19 protein-coding genes are annotated in these 24,862 nt (G+C 68.7%); 11 read left to right on the top strand and 8 right to left on the bottom strand.

Going from position 1 to position 24,862, the window contains the following annotated elements; genetic code table 11:
- Positions 1-20: 20 nt before the first annotated feature.
- The gene (locus MYA_RS06270; protein WP_014722891.1) at positions 21-1,352 is read right to left on the bottom strand and encodes a YihY family inner membrane protein; all 1,332 of its coding nucleotides are present in this window, start codon (positions 1,350-1,352) and stop codon (positions 21-23) included.
- Between the two features lie 146 nt (positions 1,353-1,498).
- On the opposite strand from MYA_RS06270, the gene wrbA reads away from it, so the two are divergent.
- Genes wrbA through MYA_RS06250 form a run of 4 tightly spaced genes read left to right on the top strand, consistent with a single transcriptional unit; the run spans position 1,499 to position 4,800 of the window.
- On the top strand, positions 1,499-2,110 hold the full coding sequence (gene wrbA, locus MYA_RS06265) for an NAD(P)H:quinone oxidoreductase (RefSeq protein WP_014722890.1): 612 nt from the start codon (positions 1,499-1,501) through the stop codon (positions 2,108-2,110).
- Positions 2,107-2,505, top strand: a complete 399-nt coding sequence (locus tag MYA_RS06260) for a DUF2069 domain-containing protein (protein ID WP_014722889.1) — start codon at positions 2,107-2,109, stop codon at positions 2,503-2,505. Before wrbA ends, MYA_RS06260 begins: the two co-directional genes overlap by 4 nt.
- Before the next feature lie 20 nt (positions 2,506-2,525).
- Complete coding sequence (locus tag MYA_RS06255) at positions 2,526-3,947, top strand: FAD-binding oxidoreductase (RefSeq protein WP_014722888.1); 1,422 nt, start codon at positions 2,526-2,528, stop codon at positions 3,945-3,947.
- A gap of 25 nt (positions 3,948-3,972) precedes the next feature.
- Positions 3,973-4,800, top strand: coding sequence for a metallophosphoesterase (locus MYA_RS06250; RefSeq protein ID WP_014722887.1), 828 nt, complete (start codon positions 3,973-3,975; stop codon positions 4,798-4,800).
- 62 nt (positions 4,801-4,862) lie between these two features.
- On the opposite strand, the gene MYA_RS31910 is transcribed toward MYA_RS06250, so the two are convergent.
- Positions 4,863-5,021, bottom strand: coding sequence for a hypothetical protein (locus tag MYA_RS31910; protein WP_014722886.1), 159 nt, complete (start codon positions 5,019-5,021; stop codon positions 4,863-4,865).
- A 125-nt stretch (positions 5,022-5,146) separates the two neighbouring features.
- Positions 5,147-6,088, bottom strand: coding sequence for a LysR family transcriptional regulator (locus MYA_RS06245; protein ID WP_034193319.1), 942 nt, complete (start codon positions 6,086-6,088; stop codon positions 5,147-5,149).
- Positions 6,089-6,245: 157 nt separating this feature from the next.
- Between MYA_RS06245 and MYA_RS06240 the strand changes: the two genes are divergently transcribed.
- Genes MYA_RS06240 through MYA_RS06225 form a run of 4 tightly spaced genes read left to right on the top strand, consistent with a single transcriptional unit; the run spans position 6,246 to position 11,155 of the window.
- Complete coding sequence (locus MYA_RS06240) at positions 6,246-7,847, top strand: efflux transporter outer membrane subunit (protein WP_041493814.1); 1,602 nt, start codon at positions 6,246-6,248, stop codon at positions 7,845-7,847.
- A gap of 15 nt (positions 7,848-7,862) precedes the next feature.
- A complete protein-coding gene (locus MYA_RS06235) occupies positions 7,863-10,064 on the top strand; it encodes an FUSC family protein (RefSeq protein WP_011884508.1) in 2,202 nt (733 codons plus the stop codon).
- Positions 10,061-10,264 (top strand): DUF1656 domain-containing protein, encoded by a 204-nt coding sequence (locus tag MYA_RS06230; protein WP_011884507.1) that lies wholly within the window; start codon positions 10,061-10,063, stop codon positions 10,262-10,264. The genes MYA_RS06235 and MYA_RS06230 overlap by 4 nt, the downstream gene beginning before the upstream one ends.
- Positions 10,265-10,276: 12 nt before the next feature.
- The gene (locus tag MYA_RS06225) at positions 10,277-11,155 is read left to right on the top strand and encodes an efflux RND transporter periplasmic adaptor subunit (protein WP_011884505.1); all 879 of its coding nucleotides are present in this window, start codon (positions 10,277-10,279) and stop codon (positions 11,153-11,155) included.
- Positions 11,156-11,174: 19 nt separating this feature from the next.
- Here the strand turns inward: MYA_RS06225 and MYA_RS06220 are convergent, their stop codons facing one another.
- Positions 11,175-12,839, bottom strand: coding sequence for a methyl-accepting chemotaxis protein (locus MYA_RS06220; protein WP_011884503.1), 1,665 nt, complete (start codon positions 12,837-12,839; stop codon positions 11,175-11,177).
- Positions 12,840-13,243: 404 nt separating this feature from the next.
- Between MYA_RS06220 and MYA_RS06215 the strand changes: the two genes are divergently transcribed.
- Positions 13,244-14,482, top strand: coding sequence for an MFS transporter (locus MYA_RS06215; RefSeq protein WP_014722882.1), 1,239 nt, complete (start codon positions 13,244-13,246; stop codon positions 14,480-14,482).
- Positions 14,483-14,548: 66 nt separating this feature from the next.
- On the opposite strand, the gene MYA_RS06210 is transcribed toward MYA_RS06215, so the two are convergent.
- On the bottom strand, positions 14,549-15,346 hold the full coding sequence (locus MYA_RS06210) for a 5'-methylthioadenosine/adenosylhomocysteine nucleosidase (protein WP_014722881.1): 798 nt from the start codon (positions 15,344-15,346) through the stop codon (positions 14,549-14,551).
- Entirely contained in the window at positions 15,343-17,706 is a 2,364-nt protein-coding gene (locus MYA_RS06205; RefSeq protein WP_011884498.1) for a UvrD-helicase domain-containing protein, read from the bottom strand. Before MYA_RS06205 ends, MYA_RS06210 begins: the two co-directional genes overlap by 4 nt.
- Before the next feature lie 226 nt (positions 17,707-17,932).
- On the opposite strand from MYA_RS06205, the gene MYA_RS06200 reads away from it, so the two are divergent.
- Positions 17,933-20,800, top strand: coding sequence for a valine--tRNA ligase (locus MYA_RS06200; RefSeq protein ID WP_041493813.1), 2,868 nt, complete (start codon positions 17,933-17,935; stop codon positions 20,798-20,800).
- Between the two features lie 85 nt (positions 20,801-20,885).
- Positions 20,886-21,770 (top strand): UTP--glucose-1-phosphate uridylyltransferase GalU, encoded by an 885-nt coding sequence (gene galU, locus MYA_RS06195; protein ID WP_011884488.1) that lies wholly within the window; start codon positions 20,886-20,888, stop codon positions 21,768-21,770.
- A 49-nt stretch (positions 21,771-21,819) separates the two neighbouring features.
- Here the strand turns inward: galU and MYA_RS06190 are convergent, their stop codons facing one another.
- Both MYA_RS06190 and MYA_RS06185 read right to left on the bottom strand, forming a co-directional pair.
- Positions 21,820-22,437: a DUF4136 domain-containing protein gene (locus MYA_RS06190; RefSeq protein ID WP_014722878.1), complete on the bottom strand. Its 618-nt coding sequence runs from the start codon at positions 22,435-22,437 to the stop codon at positions 21,820-21,822.
- 37 nt (positions 22,438-22,474) lie between these two features.
- The gene (locus MYA_RS06185; RefSeq protein WP_014722877.1) at positions 22,475-24,862 is read right to left on the bottom strand and encodes a CHASE2 domain-containing protein; all 2,388 of its coding nucleotides are present in this window, start codon (positions 24,860-24,862) and stop codon (positions 22,475-22,477) included.

Here is a 24,862-nt window from a genome sequence, read left to right as displayed (position 1 = left end):
GCACGCCTTCCGGCGCGGCGTCACGCCGTTTTCGGCGGACGCGCGTGCGGGTCGGGCGCCGCGCCGGCGAGCGAGCCGGACGCCGGCGCGGCCGGCTGCGCGCCATCGGCCGCGCGCGCGGCGATCAGCGACGCGAGCGACACGTCGAAGCGATCGTTCGACAGCACGTCGAGCAGCGCCGCGCCTTCGACGTGGCTGCTACGCCGCTGCAGCTGATAGGTCAGCTCGGTCCGGTCGATCACCAGCACGTCGAACAGCTGCGCGAGCGTCAGACGATCGGGGTTCGCCAGCAGGATGTAGCGCGGCGCCTGGTCGCCGCCCTCCAGCCGCGCGATCCATTCGCGCTCCTCCATCGTCAGCAGCAGCCGCTGCGCAGTTTCCATGTCGCAGCGCAGCATGGTCGCGAGCCGCGGCGCCGTGCAGCCCGGCCTGCCGGCCGCGCGCGCTTCGGCGAGCCGCGCGAGCAATTCGAGCGCGTCGAGCAGATCGCTGCCCGGATAGTGGATGCGATGAAACTGGCCGACACGGATCGCCGGCAGCGCGGACGCGACCATCGCGCCGAGCAGCGCGATGAACCAGCTCAGGTACACCCACAGCAGGAACACGGGCAGCGCCGCGAACGCGCCGTAGACGGCCGTATAGGTCGGAATGCGCCGCACGTAATAGCCGAAGCCGCGCTTCGCCAGCTCGAACGCGACGGCCGCGAACAGGCCGCCGATCACCGCGTCGCGCCACGCGACCGTGCAGTTCGGCAGGTACACGTACAGCAGCGTGAACGCGAGCACCGTGAGCGGCAGCGACGCGAGCGCGAGCAGCCATTCGATGATCGACGTCGACGGCGCGGCGCCGGTGAACGCCAGCGACTGCGTGAACAGATACGACGACAGCGACAGGCTCACGCCGAACAGCAGCGGCCCGAGCGTGATCAACGCCCAGTACGCCAGCACGCGCTGCGCGAACGGCCGCGGCTTGCGCACGCGCCAGATCAGGTTGAACGCGGACTCGATGGTCATCATCGTCATCACCGACGTGACGACCAGCACGATCAGGCCGGCCGTCGTCAGCCCCTTGGCCTTGGCCGCGAACTGGTTCAGGTACTTGAAGATCTGCACGTTGAACTGCGCGGGCATCAGGTGATCGGCGAGGAAGCCCTGCAGCGAGATCTGGAACGACGCGAACATCGGGAACGCGGTGAACAGCGCGAACGCGACCGTCACGAGCGGCACGAGCGCGAGCATCGTCGTGAACGTGAGGCTGCCCGCGACCTGCGGGATGCGGTCCTCGGCGCTGCGCCGCGCGGCGAACTGCGCGAGACGCTTGAGGGTGTCGAGATCGACGGCCAACTTCGGCAAACGTTTTCTCCTTGTCGATGCCGCGCGCCCGGCGGCGCGCGCCGCCGCCGCGCTGCGCGACGACTTCAGCCCCTATAATAGCCGCTCGATCCAGCAGGGGCCGACTGCACCGGGCACGCGCGCGGCCGCACGGGGCTCCGCCGCCCATGAAAGACATCCTCGTCCTCTATTACAGCCGTCACGGCGCCACGCGCGAACTCGCGCTCGCGATCGCGAGCGGCATCGACAGCGTGCCGGGCATGCAGGCGCGCATCCGCACCGTGCCGCCCGTGTCGACGGTGTGCGAAGCCATCGCTCCCGACATCCCCGACGACGGCCCGCCGTATGCTGAACTGCGCGATCTCGAAGAATGCGCGGGCCTCGCCCTCGGCTCGCCGACCCGCTTCGGCAACATGGCCGCCGCGCTCAAATATTTCCTCGACGGCACCACGCCGCAATGGTTGTCGGGCGCGCTGGCAGGCAAGCCGGCCAGCGTGTTCACGTCGACCGGCAGCCTGCACGGCGGCCAGGAGTCGACGCTGCTGTCGATGATGCTGCCGCTGCTGCATCACGGGATGATGATCGTCGGCATTCCGTACACCGAATCCGCCCTCAGCACGACGCGCACCGGCGGCACGCCGTACGGCGCGTCGCACGTGTCGCCGCACGAGCGCAGCGCCGCCGGCGGGCTGTCGGCCGACGAGAAGACGCTCGCGGCGTCGCTCGGCGTGAGGCTGGCCCGCGCGGCCGCGGCCCTGGCCGCCGCCGAGGCCGCATGAGCGGGCCCACGCCCGCACCCGCCGCGGTCGCGGCCCGGCCGAGCTACGCGCTGGCCGCGGCCGCATGCCTCGCGGCGCTGATCGTGCTCTCGCTCGCATGGGAACTGTGGCTCGCGCCGCTGCGCCCAGGCGGCTCGGCGCTGCTGCTCAAGGCCGTGCCGCTCGCCCTCGCGCTACCCGGCGTGTGGCGGCGTAACATCTATACGATGCAATGGGCGAGCATGCTGATCCTCGTCTATTTCGCCGAAGGCGTCGTGCGCGGGATGTCCGACCGCGGGCTGTCCGCGACGCTCGGCTGGTGCGAGACCGCGCTCGCCGTCGGCTTCTTCGTGGCGGCGCTCGCCTACGTCGCGCCGTTCAAGCGCGCGGCGAAAAAACAGCGCGCCGCGTCCTGACCCTTACGCGACCGAACGTGATGATTCCTTCCGAAGCTTTCGTATCCGCCTGCCGCGACGCGATCGGCGCCGCGCACGTGCTGACTGACCCGCACGATACCGAGCCGTTCCTGACCGACTGGCGCCGCCGCTACAAGGGCAGCGCGTGCGCGGTGCTGAAGCCGGCGGATACCGCCGAAGTCGCGGCCCTCGTGCGCCTCGCGAATACCCACGGCGTCGCGCTCGTGCCGCAAGGCGGCAACACCGGCCTGGCCGGCGGCGCAACGCCCGATGCGAGCGGCAGCCAGGCCGTGTTGAGCGTCGCGCGCCTGAACCGCGTGCGCGCGTTCGATCCGCACAACAACACGATCACCGTCGAAGCCGGCGTGATCCTGGCCGACGTGCAGGCGCGCGCCCGCGAAGGCGGCCGGCTGTTCGCGCTGAGCCTCGCCGCCGAAGGCAGCTGCACGATCGGCGGCAACCTGTCGACCAACGCGGGCGGCACTGCCGTGCTGCGCTACGGCAACGCGCGCGAGCTGTGCCTCGGCCTCGAGGTCGTGACGCCACAGGGCGAGATCTGGGAGGGCCTGCGCGGGCTGCGCAAGGACAACACCGGCTACGATCTGCGCGACCTGTTCATCGGCGCGGAAGGCACGCTCGGGATCATCACGGCCGCCGTGATGAAGCTGCATCCGCTGCCGGCCGCGCAGGTCACCGCACTCGCCGCACTCGAATCGCCGCACGCGGCGCTCGACTTCCTCGCGCTTGCGCAGCGTGCGGCCGGCCCGCTGCTGACCGGCTTCGAACTGATGTCGGATTTCTGCATGCAGCTCGTCGGCAAGCACTATCCGCAGCTGCGCTACCCGTTCGAGCGCACGCATGCGCAGACGGTCCTGCTCGAACTGTCGGACAACGAGAGCGAAGCCCACGCGCGCACGCTGTTCGAAACGCTGATGGAGCAGGCGTTCGACGCCGGGCTCGTGGTCGATGCGGTCGTCGCGGAGAATCTCGCGCAATCGCGCGCGTTCTGGGATCTGCGCGAACACATCCCGCTCGCGCAGGCCGACGAGGGCCTCAACATCAAGCACGACATCGCCGTGCCGATTTCGTCGATCGCCCGCTTCATCGACGAAACCGACGCCGCGATCCAGCAGGCCGCGCCCGGCGCGCGGATGGTCACGTTCGGCCATCTCGGCGACGGCAATCTGCACTACAACGTGCAGACGCCGGCCGGCGGCGATCCGAAGGCGTTCCTCGCGCAATTCCAGACGCCGATCAACCGTATCGTCTACGACAACGTGCATCGTCACCGCGGCACGATCAGCGCGGAACACGGGATCGGCCAACTGAAGATCGACGATGCGCAGCGCTACAAGTCGCCGGTCGAAACGGCGCTCATGCGAACGCTGAAGACCGCGCTCGACCCGCGCGGGCTGATGAACCCCGGCAAGGTGCTGCGCTGAACCCATTCAATCCGGAGCGACGCCCATGAGAGTTCGCGTGCTGTCCGACCTGCATCTCGAGAGCAACCAGCCCGACGCGATCGCGCATGCCGAGGCGGATCTCGTCGTGCTGGCCGGCGACATCCACAACCACGCGGAAGGCCTGCGCTGGGCCGCCGAGACGTTCGACGCGCGCGTGCCGGTGATCTACGTGCCCGGCAACCACGAGTATTACGACGGGGAATTCGGCGCGCTGGAGACCGCGATGCGCGACGCCGCGCACACGCTCGACAACGTGCATTACCTGAACAACGGGCTCTACGTCGACCCGGCACAGCGCTTTCGCGTGCTCGGCACGACGTTATGGACCGATTTCTCGCTGTTCGGCGCCGACGACGCAAGCATTGCCCGCGCGACCGAAGCCGGCATGCGCGTGATGCTCGATTTCAAGGGATTGATTCAGGTGACGTGGCCGCACGAGGCTTCGACGCGGCCCGGCGACGCCCCGCAGCGCGATTTCACGCCGGCCGACGCGATCGCGCTGCACCGGCACAGCCGCGCGTGGCTCGCGGCCCGGATCGCGACGCCGTTCGCGGGCCGCACGATCGTCGTCACGCATCATGCGCCGCATCTGCGCTCGCTGGCACAGCGGTACGAGGAGGATCTTGCTTCGGCGGGATTCGTGACGGACCTGGCGGAACTCGTGCGGCCGCCGGTCGACCTGTGGGTCCACGGCCACACGCATACGTCGTTCGATTACGTGACCGACAGCGGCACGCGCGTGGTGTGCAACCCGCGCGGCTATATCCGTCGCCGCACCGGCGAACTCGAGAACCCCGCGTTCGCGTGGGATCGTGTGGTCGAACTCGGCTGAACGCGCGGCGGGCGGGCCGTGGGCCGTGTACGGCCCCGGTCGATAGATTGCCTGAGCGCCGCTCAGCGGTCGGCGCGACGGCGGCCTTGCGACGACGCGCGCACCCGCACCGGCACCAGTTTCGCGCGCGCCTTCATCGCGCGCAGCAGATCGCGCGTCGCCGCAGCGGCGGCGGCCGCGCCGAGCAGAATTCCAAGGCCGATCATCAGGTGCGTATCCATTGCGACTCCGAGGGTGGGCAGATTCATATGTCGATGATTTGAACAGTATCAAACTGTCCGGCGTCCGCGGGTAAAAAAGTGTTGCGCGAACGACAAATCTCGTCAGATTCCGAGCGATCGCGCCATCATGTCGCAGCCGTGATCTGCGCGAGCGCGGCTTCGTCGGCTTCGAGCGTGGCCGGCAGTTCGTCGCGCAGAAAATCGACCCACGTCCGGATTTTCGCGTCGAGGTACTGGCGCGACGGATACAGCGCGTAGATGCTCATCGGCTGCGACCGGTATTCCGGCAGCAGGCGCACGATCTGTCCGCTGCGCAGCCCGCCGATCGCCGAATACAGCGGCAGGCCGCCGATCCCCATCCCTTCCCGCACAGCCACCGCGAGCGCCTCGGCCACATTTACGCGGAACGGCGGCGCCGTCACCGGCACGAGCTCGTCGCCGCGCGGCCCCGACAGCGTCCATTCGTCGAAGTGGAAGCCCGGCGCGACCATCCCGAGACAGGCGTGCTGCGCGAGATCGGCCGGCGTCTGCGGCTTGCCGTGCGCGCCGACGTAATCGGGCGACGCGCAGATGACGCTGTAGCTGTCGCCGAGCCGCTGCGACACGAGCCCCGAATCGGGCAGCTCGCGGCCCACGACGATCGCGACGTCGTAGCCTTCGTCGAGCAGGTCGGGCATCCGCTGCGCGAGCGTCAGCTCGACGTGCACGTCCGGATAGCGCTGCCGGTAGCGCCCGATGGCCGGCACCAGATAGTGCTGGCCGAGGCTCGTGAAGCAATGGACCTTCAGCTTGCCCGACGGGCGCGCGTGCGCATCGCCCGCCTCGGCTTCGGCCTGGTCGACGTACGCGAGGATCTGCTCGCAGCGCTGCAGGTAGCGCTCACCGGCTTCGGTCAGCGCGATCCGGCGCGTGGTCCGGTTCAGCAGGCGCGTGCGCAGGTGCGCTTCGAGATCCGATACGGCGCGCGATGCATAGGCGGTCGTCGAATTCATCTGCTGGGCGGCCGCGGTAAAGCTCCCCGCATCCACCACGCGGACGAATACCCGCATGTTTTGTAACGTATCCATCCCATTACCCGTTTGAATCCGGACGGATTGTTGCACAGCAGCCCACCAATATTGTCTCAGGATTCGTAAAAATGACTTGCACCTTTGTTCGTTTATTCAGGAATTACTGAAAAATATAATCGCCTCCGAATCATCTATATCCGGAAGGGAGAAAATCGTGCAGTTTCCGGCAACAAAAGGGACGCTGGCACTGGCGGTTCTTGCAGTCTCATTAATAATGGCCGGATGCGCTAGCATGGGCGACAACAAGCCGCAGTCGGCTCGCATCGACGCGAACGGGCTCGACGCCGGCGCTGCGATCCGTGCGGCGGACCGCGACGCCGGCTGGCCCGCATCCGACTGGTGGCGCGCCTATCGCGACCCGCAGCTCGACGCGTGGATCGCCGCGGCGCAAGCCGGCAATCCGACCCTCGCGGCGGCCGAGGCGCGCGTGCGCGAAGCGCAGGCGATGGCGCGCGTCGCCCGTTCGGCCGAACTGCCGCAGATCAACGGCAATCTGTCGCTGATGCGCGAGCACTGGCCCGACAACGTGTACTACGGCCCCGGCCCGCTCGCGAACGTCGATACGTGGAACAACACCGGCACGCTCGGCCTGTCGTACCACCTCGATCTGTGGGGCAAGGACAAGAACACCACCGAACGCGCGCTCGATACCGCGCACGCGACCGCGGCCGACGCGCGCGCGGCCCGGCTCGAACTCGAAGTGAACGTCGTGCGCGCGTACATCGGCATGTCGATGAACTACGCGCTGCTCGATCTCGCGCACGAAACGTTCGAGCGCCAGCGCGCGCTCGCCGATCTCGCGCGCAAGCGCCTGCAGGCGGGCCTCGGCACGCAGCTCGAGCTCAGCCAGGCGGAGTCCACGCTGCCCGACTACGAACGCCAGATCGACACCTACGAGGAAGCGATCCAGCTCGCGCGCCACCAGCTCGCGGCGCTCGCGGGCAAGGGCCCGGGCGCGGGTGATGCGATCAAGCGGCCGAACCTGTCGCTCGACGCGCCGGCCGGCCTGCCGTCCGCGATGCCGGCCGACCTGCTCGGCCGCCGGCCGGACGTCGTCGCGGCACGCTGGATGGTCGACGCGCAGGCACGCGGGATCGACGTCGCGAAGGCCGCGTTCTACCCGAACATCGACTTGCTCGCGACGGTCGGCGGCTTCGGCGTGACCGCGCCGTTCGTCGACTTCCTGCGCTCGATGAACGGCGGCTGGACGGCCGGCCCCGCGCTGACGCTGCCGATCTTCGAAGGCGGACGCCTGCGCGCGCAACTCGGCGCGGCCAGCGCCGGCTACGACCAGGCGGTCGAGCACTACAACCAGACGGTGCTCGCCGCGCTGAAGGACATCGCCGACCAGGTCGTGCGGATCCGCTCGCTCGACACGCAGAAGAAGGACGCCGCACGTTCGGTGGAAGCCAACGACCGCAGCTACCGGCTGTCGCGCGAAGGCTTCCGCCGTGGCCTGACCGACTACGTGAACGTCCTGATCGCGCAACAGCAGCTGTTACGTGCGCAGGAGACGGCCGCGCGCATCGACGCGGAGCGGCTCGCCGCGCATGCGCAGCTGATGGCCGCGCTCGGCGGCGGCGTCGAAACGGGCCAGGACGTGCCGCACGACGAAGCCGCCGCGGCTGCGCCGGCTGCTGCGTCGGGGGCTTCGTCGGCTGCTTCGTCCGGGGCAACCGCCGCGGCCGCCCCCGCTGCCAGCGCCGCCGCCCGCGCCACGCGGCCCGCGCACGTCGCGACGACCACCGCACCGTAACGCGGAGCGACCGACATGTCAGTCTCCTCCCCTGCTTCCACGCACGCCGGCGGACCGCTGCCGGCCTGGTTCGCCGCGTTCGGCGACTGGGCCCGCAGCGACGGCGCCGGGTGGCTCTATCTGTTCAAGGCGCTGCTCGCCGCGTTCATCGCAACGGGCGTGTCGATGCGGCTCGACCTGCCGGCGCCGAAGACGGCATTGACCACGGTGTTCATCGTGATGCAGCCGCAAAGCGGCGCCGTGCTCGCGAAGAGCTTCTACCGCGTGATCGGCACGATCTTCGGGCTGATCGCGACGCTGGCGTTCGTCGGCCTGTTCCCGCAGCAGCCGGAGCTGTTTCTGCTCGCGGTCGCGCTGTGGGTCGCGCTGTGCACGGCCGGCGCCGCACGCAACCGCAACTTCCGCAGCTATGGCTTCCTGCTCGCCGGCTACACGACCGCGCTGATCGGGCTGCCGGCGTCGCAACATCCGGACGGCGCGTTCATGAGCGCGCTCACGCGGGTCGCCGAGATCATGGTCGGGATCGTGTCGGCCGGCGTGGTCAGCGCGCTGGTGTTTCCGCAGTACACCGGCGAGCAGATGCGCACGACGGTGCGCAAGCGCTTCGTCGGCTTCGTCGACTACGTCGCCGCCGCGCTGTCGGGCAAGCTCGAGCGCGCGCATATCGAATCGATCCATACGCGCTTCGTCGCCGACGTGGTCGGCTTCGAAGCGGCGCGCAGCATGGCCGTGTTCGAAGACCCGGACACGCGCATGCGCAGCGGCCGCCTCGCGCGGCTGAACAGCGAGTTCATGAGCGTATCGAGCCGCTTCCACGCGCTGCACCAGCTGATGAACCGGCTGCGCGGCGCCGGCGCGCAGGCGGCGATCGACGCGATCGAGCCGTACTTCCGCGAGATCGCGCCGCTCCTCACGCGCAACGGCGAGCCGGTGCGCTCGTCGGCCGACGCCGCGCTCGCGGCCGCGCAGCTGCTCGCGTGGCGCGACGCGCTGCCGCGCCGCATCCGCGCGACCCGCGCGACGCTCGAAGCGCAGCCCGGCTTTCCGCTGCTCGACTTCGACACGGCCGCCGAGCTGCTGTATCGCTTCATCACGGACCTGCACGAATACGCGGCGACCTACGCGTCGCTCGCGACCGCGAACCACGAGCGCGAGCGCTGGATCGAGCGCTACGAGCCGCGCACCAACGCGACCGCGATGGTGATCGCGGCGATTCGCACCGCGACGGTGATTCTGGTGCTCGGCTCGGTGTGGATCGCGACCGCCTGGCCGAGCGGCGTGACGCTGACGCTGACCGCCGCAGCCACGTGCGCGCTCGCGTCGGCGACGCCGCGGCCGACCGCGATGTCCGCGCAGATGGGGATGGGCACCGCGCTCGCCGTCTGCACCGGCTTCCTGCTGACGTTCGGCATCTATCCGCACATCGACGGCTTCCCGCTGCTGTGCGTGGCGCTCGCGCCGCTGCTCGCGATCGGCATCTTCATGACGATGAAGCCGCGCTACGCAGGCTACGGGATGGGCTATCTGATCTTCTTCAGCTTCCTCGCCGGCCCGGACAACATCACGCACTACGATCCGATGAGCTTCATGAACGACGCGCTCGCGCTGGTGCTGTCGATGCTCGCGTCGGCAATCGCGTTCGCGGTGCTGTTTCCGCCGAGCGCGCCGTGGCTGAAGAAGCGGCTGTTCGCGGACCTGCGCCATCAGGTCGTCGCGGCATGCCATGCGCGGCTGGCCGGCTTGCGCACGCGCTTCGAGAGCGGCGCGCGCGACCTGATGCACCAGGCGCACACGCTGTCGGCCGACCAGCCCGACGTGCAGCGCGACGCGCTGCGCTGGATGTTCGCGGTGCTGGAAACCGGCAACGCGGTGCTCGATCTGCGCGCCGAACTGGCGACGCTGCCGCCCGACCCGCGCTACGCGGCAACCACGCCGTGGCGCCGCGCGATCGAGACGATGCGCGCCGCCCTGTCCGCGCTGTTCGCGCAGCCGGACGCCGGGCGCTTCGACGCGACGCTCGCCGCCGTCGACGCCGCGATCGACGCGACGCGGCACACGCTCGATGCGGTCACGCCGTCGCGCGACGAACGCCACCGCCTGCAGCGCATCCTGAGCCACCTGCATTTCGTCCGTACCGCGCTGCTCGACCCGGAATCGCCGCTCGAGCCGCTGAACCGCAATCGCCCCGTGCGTCCCCAACAAGGAGCCTCGTCATGATGCCGCGTGAAATCGCCATTCTCGATGCCTACATGCCCACGGTGGTGCTGATGTTCGTCCTGGGCGCGCTCGCGACCTGGGCCGTCGACCGCCTGCTCGCCTATACGGGCCTCTACCGTCTCGTCTGGCACCCGTCGCTGTTCCGCGCGTGCCTTCTCGTCTGCATCTGCGGCGGAATGAGTCTCGCCGTTTACCGTTGATCCCGAACCATCATGATTATCAGAAAACTCTTCGGCTTCGTCGCGACCGCCGTCATCCTTCTCGTCGCGATCCTGATCGGGCGCTCGCTGTGGGTGCACTACATGGATGATCCGTGGACGCGCGACGGGCGCGTGCGCGCGGAGATCGTCAACGTCGCGCCGGACGTGTCGGGCGCGATCGTCGAGCTGCCGGTGCACGACAACCAGCTCGTCAAGAAGGGCGACCTGATCATGCAGATCGACCCGTCGCACTATCAGATCGCGGTCGAGCAGGCGCAGGCGGCCGTGGCCGCCCGCCGCGCGGAACTGCAGATGCGCCGCGACGACGCGGCCCGCCGTGCCGACCTCGACGCGCTCGTCGTGTCGAAGGAAAACCGCGAGAACGCGGCGCACAGCGCATCGAGCGCCGATGCGCAGTATCAGCAGGCGATCGCCGCACTCGACGCGGCCAAACTGAACCTCGAACGCACGCGCGTGATCGCGCCGGTCGACGGCTACATCACGAACCTGCAGACCTTCAAGGGGAACTATGCGGTGGCCGGCCAGGCGAAGCTCGCGATCGTCGACAGCCACTCGTTCTGGGTGTACGGCTACTTCGAGGAAACCAAGCTGCCGCGCGTGAAGGTCGGTGCGCCGGCCGAGATGCGGCTGATGAGCGGCGGCGTGATGAAGGGCCATGTCGAGAGCATCTCGCGCGGCATCTACGATCGCGACAACCCGCAAAGCCGCGACCTCGTCGCCGACGTGAACCCGACCTTCAACTGGGTGCGCCTCGCGCAACGCGTGCCGGTGCGCATCAAGATCGACGAAGTGCCGGCCGACGTGGTGCTGTCGGCCGGTACGACCTGCACGGTCGTGATCAACCCGGAGCAGCAGAAGAAGAAATCCTGAGCGCCGCCCGGGCGGGCGCTCAGGCCGCGAGCCGGAAGCGCCCGACCAGCGCCTTCAGCGCCTGCGCCTGCTCGTCGAGCGCATTGGCCGCGGCGGCGGCCTGTTCGACCAGCGCCGCATTCTGCTGCGTGCCGGCGTCCATCTGCGTGACCGCGCGGCCGATCTCGTCGATCCCGGCGCTCTGCTCGTCCGACGCCGCCGAGATCTCGGCGATGATGTCGGTCACGCGCTTCACCGCCTTCACCACGTCGTCCATCGTGCGGCCCGCATCGTGGGCGAGCGCCGCGCCGTTCGCGACCCGCTCGACCGACGCGCCGATCAGCTCGCGAATCTCCTTCGCCGCGGTCGCCGAGCGCTGCGCGAGCAGCCGCACCTCGCCCGCGACCACCGAGAAGCCGCGCCCCTGTTCGCCCGCGCGCGCTGCCTCGACCGCCGCGTTCAACGCGAGAATGTTGGTCTGGAACGCAATCCCCTCGATCGTGCCGATGATCTCGCGGATGTTCTTCGCGCTGTCGTCGATCTCGCTCATCGTCGCGACCACCCGGCCGACCACGTCCCCGCCCGCCTCCGCCACCGCCGACGCGTTGGCGGCGAGCGCGCTCGCCTGGCGCGCATTCTCGGCGTTCTGACGCACGGTGGAGGTCAGCTCCTCCATGCTCGCCGCGGTGCGTTCGAGCGCGACCGCCTGCTGCTCGGTGCGGCGCGACAGGTCGAGGTTGCCGGTCGAGATCTCGCCGGACGCGGCCGCGATCGCCTCGGCGCTGACGGCGATCTCGCCGACGGTCGCCGCCAGCCCGGTCTGCATGTCGGACAGCGCGCGCACCATGCTGTCGCGGTCGTTGCGGGCCACCGGAATCGGCCGCGTCAGGTCGCCGCGCGCGATGTCGGCGGCGATCGCCTTCGCGTGCGCGGGCTCGCCGCCGAGTTGCGCCGCGAGCCGCCGCACCACGCGCTCGGCGATCACGATCGCCAGCACGATCAGGCCGCCCGTCATCGCGGCGATCATCGCGAACGACGACGAGAAGATCGTTGCGGACGCATCGAGCGTCGCCTTCGACTTCGCGCCGCGCGTCTTCACGAGCATCGCGACGAGCTTCTCGAGCTTGCCGGTCTCGACCAGCAGCGACACGTCCTGCGTGCCGACCTGCCAGTTCATCTGCGACAGGTCGAGCGGCTGCGCCTGCACGAGCGTGACGAAGTCGCGCAGATGGCCGCTCCAGGTGCCGACGGCCGCCGAAAACGCGTGCAGTCGCGCGGAATCGTCGGCATCGGCCGGATCGGCGTAGCGCTGCAGCGTCGCGAGCGCCTGGCCGATCGACGCGAGCCCCGCGCCGACTTCGGCGCCCAGGTCGTCGCGCTCCTTCGCGGTGGTCGCGGTGAGCAGCATCTTCTGCGCACGGCTCGCGCGCAGCACCTCCGCGCGCACTTCCTCGGCCGCCCGGCTCGCGACGTGCCCCTGTTCGTAGACCGACGCGATCGACGCGTTCAGCCGGCTGATCTGCCACAGCGAAAACACGCCGATCGCGAGCGTGCCGGCCAGCAGAATCGCGAATGCCGCGCGCAACGTCGCCTTGACGGTCCAAGGGCGGCTCGGCCGTGCCGCGGTGCCCGCTCGGCGCGCGGCGGATGCGTGGGAGGCGGTGGCGGCCGCACCCGGCCCTGGATGCAATGATGCTGCTTTCATCGATATATCCCCGTATTGGTCACGCCGCCGGAAAGGTCGGTTCCGACGGCCGGCATTGGCTGCCCAATGCCGCGTGTGCTGCACCGGGCCGGTTCGTGGCCGGCGCCGGGCTGGTTGCGCGTGCGATGTCGCTGCGTCGTACTACGGCCCGCAACGCGCGGCCTTGAGTCCGGACAAACACTCATCCGGCCCGGCGCGTCCGCAGCAACGGCCGGACGCGTCCGAGCGTTATAACCGGCCAAAAACGGGCACGATCGCCGAATCGTCACATCAATGTCCGAAATGCGACAAAACTTGGCCTGACATTGTCGATGCGCCACATTACACTCCTTTGACGCAACAACGATTCGAACGCGCCGGTCGTCATCAGAGCGCGTCCCGCCACCTCAACTCGCTCAGATCACATGGAAACCAGCCTCGATACGGGCGCCGGCGCCGCCGCCGTGCCCCAGCCGTCCGCTCCGCCAGCACCGGGCACCGTCTATTCGGTGCTCGGCGCGATCAGCTTCTCGCACATGCTCAACGACATGATCCAGTCGTTGATCCTCGCGATCTATCCGATGCTCAAGAGCCAGTTCGCGCTGTCGTTCGCGCAGATCGGCCTCATCACGCTGACGTACCAGATCACCGCGTCGCTGCTGCAGCCGCTCGTCGGCCTCTACACCGACAAACGGCCGAAACCATATTCGCTGCCGGTGGGGATGGGCTTCACGCTGGCCGGGCTGCTGCTGATGTCGGCCGCGAACAGCTTCCCGATGCTGCTGGTCGCGGCGGCACTGGTGGGCTGCGGCTCGTCGGTGTTCCATCCGGAATCGTCGCGCGTGGCGCGGATGGCGTCGGGCGGCCGGCACGGGCTCGCGCAGTCGCTGTTCCAGGTCGGCGGCAACGCCGGCTCCGCGCTCGGGCCGCTGCTCGCCGCGCTGGTGATCATTCCGCACGGCCAGCACAGCATCGCGTGGTTCTCGGCGGCCGCGCTCGTCGCGATGCTGGTGCTCACGCAGATCGGCCACTGGTACAGGAAGCACCCGTCGATGAAGAAGAAAGCGGCGGCCGCCGGCCATCCGACGCTCTCGCGCGGGCGCGTGCTGGCGGCGATCGGCGTGCTGGTGCTGCTGGTGTTCTCGAAGTACTTCTACCTCGCGAGCATCAACAGCTATTTCACGTTCTATCTGATCGACAAGTTCCACCTGTCGGTCCAGGCCGCGCAGATCCACCTGTTCGTGTTCCTCGCGGCGGTCGCGGCCGGCACGCTGATCGGCGGCCCGGTGGGCGACCGGATCGGCCGCAAGTACGTGATCTGGGTGTCGATCCTCGGCGTCGCGCCGTTCACGCTGCTGCTGCCGTACGCGAACCTGTTCTGGACCAGCGTGCTGAGCGTGATCATCGGCGTCGTGCTGGCGTCGGCGTTCGCCGCGATTCTGGTCTATGCGACCGAACTGATGCCCGGCAAGGTCGGCATGGTCGCCGGGCTGTTCTTCGGCTTCGCGTTCGGACTGGGCGGCGTGGGCGCCGCCGTACTCGGCCAGCTCGCCGATGCGACCAGCATCACGTTCGTCTACCGCGTCTGCTCGTTCCTGCCGTTGATCGGCGTGCTGACCGTGTTCCTGCCGAACCTCGAAAGCGCGCGTCGCAAGCGCGCGTGACGACGCAGCCACGGCATGCGTGCCGCGGCCGGCCGGTCGCTTCGAAGGGGAACGACGACGGCGGCTTCAGACCGCCGTCGTCGCGTGCAGCGTCAGGAAGCGCTTGAGGATGCCGGACGAATAGCTGCTCGCGATCGCCGACAGGAAGTGCGAGAACGACTGCGTCGCGTGATCGTCGGCCGTGTCGGAGATCGTGCGCACGAGGGCGAACGGCACGTCGTGTTCCGCGCACACCTGCGCGATCGCCGCGCCTTCCATTTCGACCGCGAGCGCGTCCGGCAGCGCGTCGCGCAGCGCGACGACTTCCGGCTCGCTCGATACGAAGCGGTCGCCGCTGATGATGAGCCCGCCGTGCAGCGTCGCGCCGGCGAGTCCGAACCGTTCGCCGAAGCGCGCGCCCTCCTCGGCGACGAACAGCGCGCACGCGGCCTTCAGCCGGGCCGTCAGCTCCACGTCGGTGGCAAAGTGCGTGATGCCGAGCAGCGGCACCTCGTAGCGCGGAAACAGCGGCGACGCGTCGAGGTCGTGCTGCAGAAGCGTATCGGCGACGACCACGTCGCCCACGCGCACCGTGCGCGACACGCCGCCCGCGACGCCGGTGAACACCACGCCGGACACGCCGAACACGTGGATCAGCGCGCTGACCGTCGCCGCGGCCGCGACCTTGCCGACCCGCGCGAGCGTGACGACGCAGGCTGCGCCATGCACGGTGCCGACGTGATAATCGCGGCGGCCGAGCGTGACCGTCTTCATTTCGCCGTCGGCGCGCATCGCGGCGATCAGATCGCCGAGTTCCTCGGGCAGCGCGGCCAGGATGCCGAGCGGGCGCGCCGCGAGTGTATCCACCATGTCGATCCCCATCATTCCACCGCCTGCAGTTTCGCGACCGCGAGCGCGAGCCACTTCTCGCCGTGCCGCTTGAACTTCACCTGCGCCTTTGCATCGGCGCCGCTGCCTTCGAGCGCGGTGACCACACCCTCGCCGAATTTCGTATGAAACACCTGCTGGCCGATGCGGAACCCGGTGTCGGCCGCGCGCTGCTTGTCGGCGAACGCCGGCAGCGGCGCGGACACGGCCGCATCGACGATCTGCTCGCGATGGCCGCCGCCCGGCCGCGCGAACCAGTCGCGCCCCCAGCCGGCGTTGTCGGCCCGGCCGCCCCAGCGCGAACCGGCTTCCACTTTCGGCGTGAGCCACTTCAGCACGTGCTCGGGCAGCTCGTCGAAGAAGCGCGAGCGCACGTTGTAGCGCGTCTGGCCGTGCAGCATGCGGCTCTGCGCGAACGACAGATAGAGCCGCTCCTTCGCGCGCGTGATCGCGACGTACATCAGCCGGCGCTCCTCCTCGAGCCCGTCGGACTCGAGCACGCTGTTTTCGTGCGGGAACAACCCTTCCTCGAGGCCGGTGATGAACACGGCCGAGAATTCGAGCCCCTTGGACGCATGCACGGTCATCAGTTGCACGGCGTCCTGGCCGGCCTGCGCCTGGTTGTCGCCGGCTTCCAGCGACGCGTGCGACAGGAAGCCCGCCAGCGGCGTCATCGTGTCGGGGTTCTGCGCGGGGTCGTCGAGCGGCGCCGGATCGAGTACGTCGACCGACGGATCGTCGGCTTCCGCGCGCAGCGCCGGCGCCGCGATCGCGCCGGCGCGCAGCGGAATCGCGCGCGCCGGTGCATCGAGCCCGTAGCCTTCCTCGCTGACGAACGCGGTGGCCGCGTTCACGAGTTCCTGCAAGTTTTCGAGGCGGTCCTGGCCTTCGCGCTCGCCCTGGTAGAAATCGGCGAGGCCGCTCGCACGCACCACGTACTCGACCGTCTCCGGCAGGCTCATCTGCTCGGTCTCGGCGCGCATCTTCGCGATCAGCGTCGCGAACGCGCCGAGGCTCGTGCCGGCCTTGCCCGTCACGTACGGGATTGCGGCGGCCATCGAGCAGTCGTACAGGCGCGCGGCATCCGCGAGCTGCTCGATCGAGCGCGCGCCGATCCCGCGCGTCGGGAAGTTGACGACGCGCACGAACGCGGTGTCGTCGTTCGGGTTGTCGATCAGGCGCAGATACGCGAGCGCGTGCTTCACTTCCTGACGCTCGAAGAAGCGCAGGCCGCCGTACACGCGATACGGGATGCCCGACGTCATCAGCGTGTGCTCGATCGCGCGCGACTGCGCGTTGCTCCGGTACAGCACCGCGATCTCGCTGCGCGACATCCCGGTATTGATCAGCGAGCGGATCTCCTCGACGATCCAGCCGGCTTCCTGCGCATCGGTGCTCGCCTCGTACACGCGCACGGGCTCGCCGTGGCCGGCGTCGGTGCGCAGGTTCTTGCCGAGGCGGTGCGCGTTGTTCGAGATCAGCTGGTTGGCCGCGTCGAGGATGTTGCCGTGCGACCGGTAGTTCTGCTCGAGCTTGATCAGGTTGCGCACGCGGAATTCGTCTTCGAAGTCGCGCATGTTGCCGACGTTCGCGCCGCGGAACGCGTAGATCGACTGATCGTCGTCGCCGACCGCGAAGATCGCGTTCCCGGCGCCCGCGAGCATCTTGAGCCACGCGTACTGCAGCTTGTTGGTGTCCTGGAACTCGTCGACGAGAATGTGCCGGAAGCGCGCCTGGTAATGCGCGCGCAGCGGCGCGTTGTACGCGAGCAGCTCGTAGCAGCGCAGCAGCAGCTCGGGGAAGTCGACGACGCCCTCGCGCTGGCATTGCTGATCGTATGCCTGGTACAGCTCGACGAACTTGCGGTTGAAGTTGTCGGTGGCGTCGACCTTGTCGGGACGCAGCCCCTGCTCCTTCGCGTTGTTGATGAAGTACTGGACGTTCTTCGGCGGGTATTTCTCGTCGTCGACGTTCGCGGCCTTCATCAGCCGCTTGATCGCGGACAGCTGGTCGGCCGTGTCGAGGATCTGGAACGTCTGCGGCAGGCCCGCGTCGCGCCAGTGGGTGCGCAGCATCCGGTTGCACAGCCCGTGGAACGTGCCGATCCACATCCCGCGCGTGTCGATCGGCATCATCGCGGACAGCCGCGCCATCATTTCGCGCGCGGCTTTGTTGGTGAACGTGACGGCCAGCACGGTGGCCGGCGACGCGTAGCCCTGCTGGATCAGCCACGCGATCCGCGTGATCAGCACGCGGGTCTTGCCGCTGCCCGCCCCCGCGAGGATCAGCGCCGGTTCGTTCGGCAGCGTGACGGCGGCGTATTGTTCAGGGTTCAGATTGGCGAGCAGATCGGGCATGGAGCGGCAGCGGACGGGCGAGAAAAATGCGGACCCGCCATTATAAGTCGGCCGGGCGATGGCGTTTTCGATCGGCTCGGCACGAGGGCTCGCCACGAGCCGCGCGCGGCGCCGGGCGAGCATGCGCGCGTCCCGCGCGGGCGCTGCGATGGCTGGCCGATGTGCATCCATTTATAATTGTCGGATTCAGCATCCAATTCACGCATTTTTCGGCAAATTTCCAACCATGAGCGACAACACGCTGGCGAAGAGTTTCGAGCCCCATACCATCGAGTCCCAATGGGGGCCGGAGTGGGAAAAACGCGGCTATGCCGCGCCGGCATTCGATCCGGCCCGCCCCGATTTCGCGATCCAGCTGCCGCCGCCGAACGTCACCGGCACGCTGCACATGGGCCACGCGTTCAACCAGACGATCATGGACGGCCTCGCGCGCTATCACCGCATGCTCGGCGAGAACACGCTGTGGGTGCCGGGCACCGACCACGCGGGGATCGCGACCCAGATCGTCGTCGAGCGTCAGCTCGATGCGCAGGGCGTGTCGCGCCATGACCTCGGTCGCGAGAAGTTCGTCGAGCGCGTGTGGGAATGGAAGGAGAAATCCGGCTCGACGATCACGGGCCAGGTGCGCCGCCTCGGCGCGTCGACCGACTGGTCGCGCGAATATTTCACGATGGACGACAAGATGTCGGCCGCGGTGCGCGACGTGTTCGTCACGCTCTACGAACAAGGGCTGATCTACCGCGGCAAGCGCCTGGTGAACTGGGATCCGGTGCTGCTCACCGCGGTATCGGACCTCGAAGTCGCGAGCGAGGAAGAAAACGGCCATCTGTGGCACATCCGCTACCCGCTCGTCGACGGCTCCGGCACGCTGACCGTCGCGACCACGCGCCCCGAAACGATGCTCGGCGACGTCGCCGTGATGGTCCATCCGGAAGACGAGCGCTATGCGCACCTGATCGGCAAGCTCGTCACGCTGCCGCTGACCGGCCGCGAAATCCCGGTGATCGCCGACGACTACGTCGACCGCGAATTCGGCACGGGCGTCGTGAAGGTCACGCCCGCGCACGACTTCAACGACTACCAGGTCGGCCTGCGCCACAACCTCGCGCCGATCGAGATCCTCACGCTCGACGCGAAGATCAACGACAACGCCCCCGAGCAGTATCGCGGCCTCGACCGTTTCGACGCGCGCAAGGCGATCGTCGCCGATCTCGACGCACAGGGCTTCCTCGAGTCGGTGAAGCCGCACAAGCTGATGGTGCCGCGCGGCGACCGCACGGGCGTCGTGATCGAGCCGATGCTGACCGATCAGTGGTTCGTCGCGATGACGAAGCCGGCGCCGGAAGGCACGTTCAATCCGGGCAAGTCGATCACCGAAACGTCGCTCGACGTCGTGCGCAGCGGCCAGATCAAGTTCGTGCCGGAAAACTGGACGACCACCTACTACCAGTGGCTGGAAAACATCCAGGACTGGTGCATCTCGCGCCAGCTGTGGTGGGGCCATCAGATTCCCGCGTGGTACGGCGAGAACGGCGAGGTGTTCGTCGCCCGCAACGAGGACGACGCGCGCGCGCAGGCCGCCGCGCGCGGCTACACCGGCGCGCTCAAGCGCGACGAGGACGTGCTCGACACGTGGTTCTCGTCGGCGCTCGTGCCGTTCTCGTCGCTCGGCTGGCCGAACCAGACGCCGGAGCTGCAGCACTTCCTGCCGTCGTCGGTGCTGGTCACCGGCTTCGACATCATCTTCTTCTGGGTCGCCCGGATGGTGATGATGACGACGCACTTCACCGGCAAGGTGCCGTTCCATACGGTGTACGTGCACGGCCTCGTGCGCGACGCCGAAGGCCAGAAGATGTCGAAGAGCAAGGGCAACACGCTCGACCCGATCGACATCGTCGACGGCATCGACCTCGAAACGCTGGTCGCGAAGCGCACGACGGGCCTGATGAACCCGAAGCAGGCCGCCACCATCGAGAAGAAGACGCGCAAGGAATTCCCGGACGGCATTCCCGCGTTCGGCACCGACGCGCTGCGCTTCACGATGGCGTCGATGGCGACGCTCGGCCGCAACGTGAACTTCGACCTCGCGCGCTGCGAAGGCTATCGCAACTTCTGCAACAAGCTGTGGAACGCAACGCGCTTCGTGCTGATGAACTGCGAAGGCCACGACTGCGGCGCCGACAAGCCCGAAGTGTGCGGCGCGGGCGACTGCGGCCCCGGCGGCTACCTCGACTTCTCGGCGGCCGACCGCTGGATCGTGTCGCTGCTGCAGCGCACCGAGGCCGACATCGCGAAGGGCTTCGCCGATTACCGCTTCGACAACATCGCGACCAGCATCTACAAGTTCGTGTGGGACGAGTACTGCGACTGGTATCTCGAGCTCGCGAAGGTGCAGATCCAGAACGGCACGCCGGAACAGCAGCGCGCGACGCGCCGCACGCTGCTGCGCGTGCTCGAGACGGTGCTGCGCCTCGCCCACCCGATCATCCCGTTCATCACCGAAGCGCTGTGGCAGAAGGTCGCGCCGCTCGCGGGCCGTTATCCGCAAGGCAAGGCCGACGGCGAGGCATCGCTGATGACGCAGGCGTATCCGCTCGCGAACCTGCAGAAGATCGACGAGGCGTCCGAACAATGGGCGGCCGACATGAAGGCGATCGTCGACGCGTGCCGCAACTTGCGCGGCGAGATGAACCTGTCGCCGGCGACCAAGGTGCCGCTGCTCGCGGCCGGCGACGCCGAGCGCCTGCGCTCGTTCGCGCCGTACGTGCAGGCGCTCGCGCGTCTGTCGGAAGTGCAGATCCTCGCCGACGAGGCGACGCTCGACCAGGCCGCGCACGGCGCGCCGATCGCGATCGTCGGCCCCAACAAGCTGGTGCTGAAGGTGGAAATCGACGTCGCGGCAGAACGCGAGCGCCTGTCGAAGGAAATCGCGCGTCTCAGCGGCGAAATCACGAAGTGCAACGCGAAGCTCGGCAACGAGGCGTTCGTCGCGAAGGCGCCGCCGGCCGTCGTCGAACAGGAGCAGCGACGCGTCGCGGAGTTCCAGAGCACGCTGGACAAACTGCGTGCGCAGCTGGATCGGTTGCCTGCGTAACAAAGGGTAAGGTCGTTTGCGTTCACTATAATCGGAACGTGAACATAGACTCTGACAAGTCGATTACAGGAATAAAGGTTCGATCATGTTGAAAGTCACCAAGGCGGTATTCCCCGTTGCCGGTCTCGGCACGCGGTTCCTGCCCGCAACGAAGGCGAGCCCGAAGGAAATGCTGCCCGTCGTCGACAAGCCGCTGATCCAGTACGCCGTGGAGGAAGCGATCGCCGCGGGCATCACCGAGATGATCTTCGTGACGGGGCGCAGCAAGCGCGCGATCGAGGACCACTTCGACAAGTCGTACGAGGTCGAGGCCGAACTCGAGGCGCGCGGCAAGGAAAAGCTGCTGGAGCTCGTGCGCAGCATCAAGCCGAGCCACGTCGACTGCTTCTACGTGCGTCAGCCGGAAGCGCTCGGCCTCGGCCACGCGGTGCTCTGCGCGGAAAAGCTGGTCGCCGACAACCCGTTCGCGGTGATCCTCGCCGACGACCTGCTCGACGGCAACCCGCCGGTGATGAAGCAGATGGTCGACGTGTTCGACCACTATCACAGCTCGGTGATCGGCGTCGAAGAGATCCCGCCGTCGGAGACGAAATCGTATGGGATCGTCGACGGCAAGGAGTGGGAAGAGTCGATCGTCAAGATGTCGGCGATCGTCGAGAAGCCGGCGCCGGAAGACGCGCCGTCGAACCTCGGCGTGGTCGGCCGCTACATCCTGAAGCCGCGGATCTTCCAGCATCTGCGGGCGCTGAAGCCGGGCGCGGGCGGCGAGTTGCAGCTCACCGACGCGATCCAGGCGCTGCTCGCCGACGAGCAGGTGCTGGCCTACAAGTATCAGGGCACGCGCTACGACTGCGGCAGCAAGCTCGGCTACCTGAAGGCGACCGTCGAATTCGCACTGCGCCACCCGGAAGTCGGCGCGGAGTTCGAAGCGTACCTGCGCACGCGCGGCACCGCGCAACCGGCCGCCTGAACGCGGCAACGGGCCGCGCGCGGCCCGCAGTTCCCGAGCCGCCCGCGCGTCAGCGCGCGGCGGCCGGCTTCACCGAGACGACGCCCGGCATTGCGCCCGCGTCGTCTTTTTTCGTCTTCACGAGCCAGCCGCCGCCCTGCCCGAACGGCAGCTTCGCCAGCGCGCTCGTCACGAGCGCAGACGCGGCGTGCTGCGAACCGGCATCGCGATCGCGCAGCGACGCCGACACGCGGTACACGTCCGCGCCCGATCGCGCGTCGACGAACAGCAGCGTCAGCACGTGGCGATACACAGCGCCCGCGAACGGGATCGCGAGCGGCGCCGGCCCGTCGACGCTCACGCACGCACTGCTGCTCGCGGCGCCGCACCGCTCGGACGTCGCCGCGACCGACGCCGGCTGCGTCGCATACGCGATCGACAGCCGGTAGCGGGCGTCCTGCCCGGACTGTGCGTCGAAGCCGCGCTGCGCGAGCGCATCGCGCACGAGCGTCTCGATCTGTCGGTACTCCGGATCGTCGGCCTGTGCGCCGGTGCGGATCACCTCGTAGCCGCGCGCCCCGGACGCGAACGCATCCGCTTGCCCCACGGCGCTCACGCCGGTCGTGATCCCGGCGCAACCGGTCAACAGCGCTACCGCCAGCGCGGCCGCTGCCCATTCCTTTCTCATGACTATCCCCAAATGCCAGCCGTCGCGCCCGGCCCTGTCAGGCCGACGGCTCGTCGATCGCGGGCAGCGACACCGTGACCGCGGTGCCGACGCCCACTTCGCTGTCGACCGTCACGCTGCCGCCGTGGCGCGTGACGACCGTCTTCACGAACGCCATGCCGAGCCCGGAGCCCGAGATCTCGGGCCGCTCGCCGGCATGGAATCGTTTGAAACGCTCGAACAGATGCCGCTGATCTTCCGGCGAGATGCCGTAGCCCTGATCGCGAATCGTACAGAACATCCGCTTCGATGCGTGCTCGACCGTCAGCGTACACGTGATCGCCGTGTCGGTCGGACTGTATTTGACCGCGTTGTTGAGCAGGTTGACGAACGCGCGCGTAAGCAGCGACCGGTCCGCGCGCATCCAGTACATGCCGGTGCCGACGTCGGTATCGATGCGGATGCGCTTGGCCTGCGCCTGCGGCCAGACTTCGTCGCACGCGTCGATCAGCACGTCGGCGAGGCTCGTCGGCTCGAGCTGGTAGGCCTGCGACTCGGCGCGCGCGAGCTGCACGAACTCGTCGGCGAGCGACAACGCGCGCTGCGCATAGCGCTCGACCCGCGCGAGCAAGGTGCGCATCGACTCGGATTCGACGCGGTCGCGCTCGATCTCGACCAGCGCGAGGATCGACGACTGCGGCGAGCGCATGTCGTGCGACAGCAGGTGCAGCGCCTCCTCGCGCTGACGCTCGGCCGCATGCAGCTCGGTCACGTCGACCAGACCGGCGATCCAGCCGGTCACACGGCCCTGCGCGTTCGTACACGGCGCGTAGCGCAGCAGATGGTCGAGCCCGGCTCGGTCGCGCACCTCGATGCCGCGCGCCATCAGATCGTCCTCGGCGCCGAGCGTCGGGTCGAGCGCGGCCGGCCAGCGGGCGCGGATCGCGGCGTCGTGCTCGGCGTTGCCGTCGACCGTCTTCATGAAGGTCAGCTCGCCGAGCGCGGCGCGCAGCGTCAGCCCTTCCGGCATCGGCAGCGACAGGCGCGCCGCGTAGCGCTTCGCCGCGTGGTTCGCGATCAGCACGGTGCCGGCCAGATCGGTGACGAAGATCGGCTCCGGCATGCTGTCCAGGCTGTCCCACACGAAGCGCTTCATGTCCTGCACGCGCTGCGCGGCCTGCGCCATCAGCGCCATCTGCCGTTCGAGCACGTCGCCGCCGACGCTGCGCTTGCGCGGCGCCTCGGGCAGCAGATGCGGCTCGTCGGCGAGCCGCTGCAGCTCGCGGCGCAGATACGACATCGTCATCTCGAGCCGCCGCCAGTTCCAGATCGGGTACACGGCGATCAGGCCGAAGATCGCGGGTGCGGGCGACAGCCACACGCGCGCCTCGAACAGCAGTGCGACGCTCGCGACGACCGCCAGCGCGGCGAGGCTCAGCGTGAGCAGCAGCGCACGCCACGGCGACAGCATCAGGAAGCCGCCCAGCAGCACGGCGAGCGGCAGCAGCGACGCGGCGAACAGCCCCGCGCGCGACGCCGGCAGGATCGCGCTGCCGGTCGCCAGCATGTCGAGCACGTTCGCGTGGATGTACACGCCCGCGAGCGGGCCGAAATCGCCGGACACCGGCGTCGCGAAGCGGTCGTACAGGCCCGACGCGGTCACGCCGACGACGACGATCTTGCCGCGCAGCGCGTCGGCTTTCACGCGGCCGTCGAGCACGTCGGCGAACGACAGCGTCGGATACGCGGGCGTGCTGCGGCTGAACGGAATCAGGTAACGGCCTTCGTCCGCCGCGTCGCGCGCGAGGTCGTGCACGTTCGCGCCGCGTGCGCCGCCGAGCGGCGGCAGGCGGCCGGCCCGGATCGCGCCGTACACCGGCACCATCAATTGCGGCCAACGCACGCGTCCATCGCTTTCGAACAGCGCGACGCTGCGCACGATGCCGTCGGGATCGACTTCGAGATTGATATGGCCGAGGCCCATCGCGTGCGCCGCGAGTTCCGTGACCGGCGGTTCGACGGTGCGCGTGCCGTCCGCGCGCTCGGGGCTCAGCAACACGGGCAGGAAGGTCGGCACGCGGGTCATCGCATCGGAGAACGCGCGATCGTCGGGCGACGGCTCGGTAAACAGCACGTCGTAGACGACCGCGGCCGGCCGCGCGCGCGCCAGCGTGTCGAGCAGCCGCGCGTGCACACTGCGCGGCCACGGCCAGCGGCCGAGCGCCGACACGCTCGCATTGTCGATGTCGACCACGACGACGTCGGGCGACAGCGGCAGGCTGCGCAACATCAGCAGCCGGTCGTAGATCAGCCCGTCGACATCCGACGACAGCCGGCCGAGCGCGCACCCGAGGACCACCGCGATGCCGAGACAGCCGATCGCGATCCATTCGATCAGGAAGCGGCGGCCGAGATGCCGCAGCGGAGAAACGGAGCCGTGCTTCAT

The organism is Burkholderia sp. KJ006 (genome assembly GCF_000262695.1).
Taxonomy (GTDB): domain Bacteria; phylum Pseudomonadota; class Gammaproteobacteria; order Burkholderiales; family Burkholderiaceae; genus Burkholderia; species Burkholderia vietnamiensis.
This window is presented reverse-complemented; position numbering and strand designations above follow the sequence as displayed.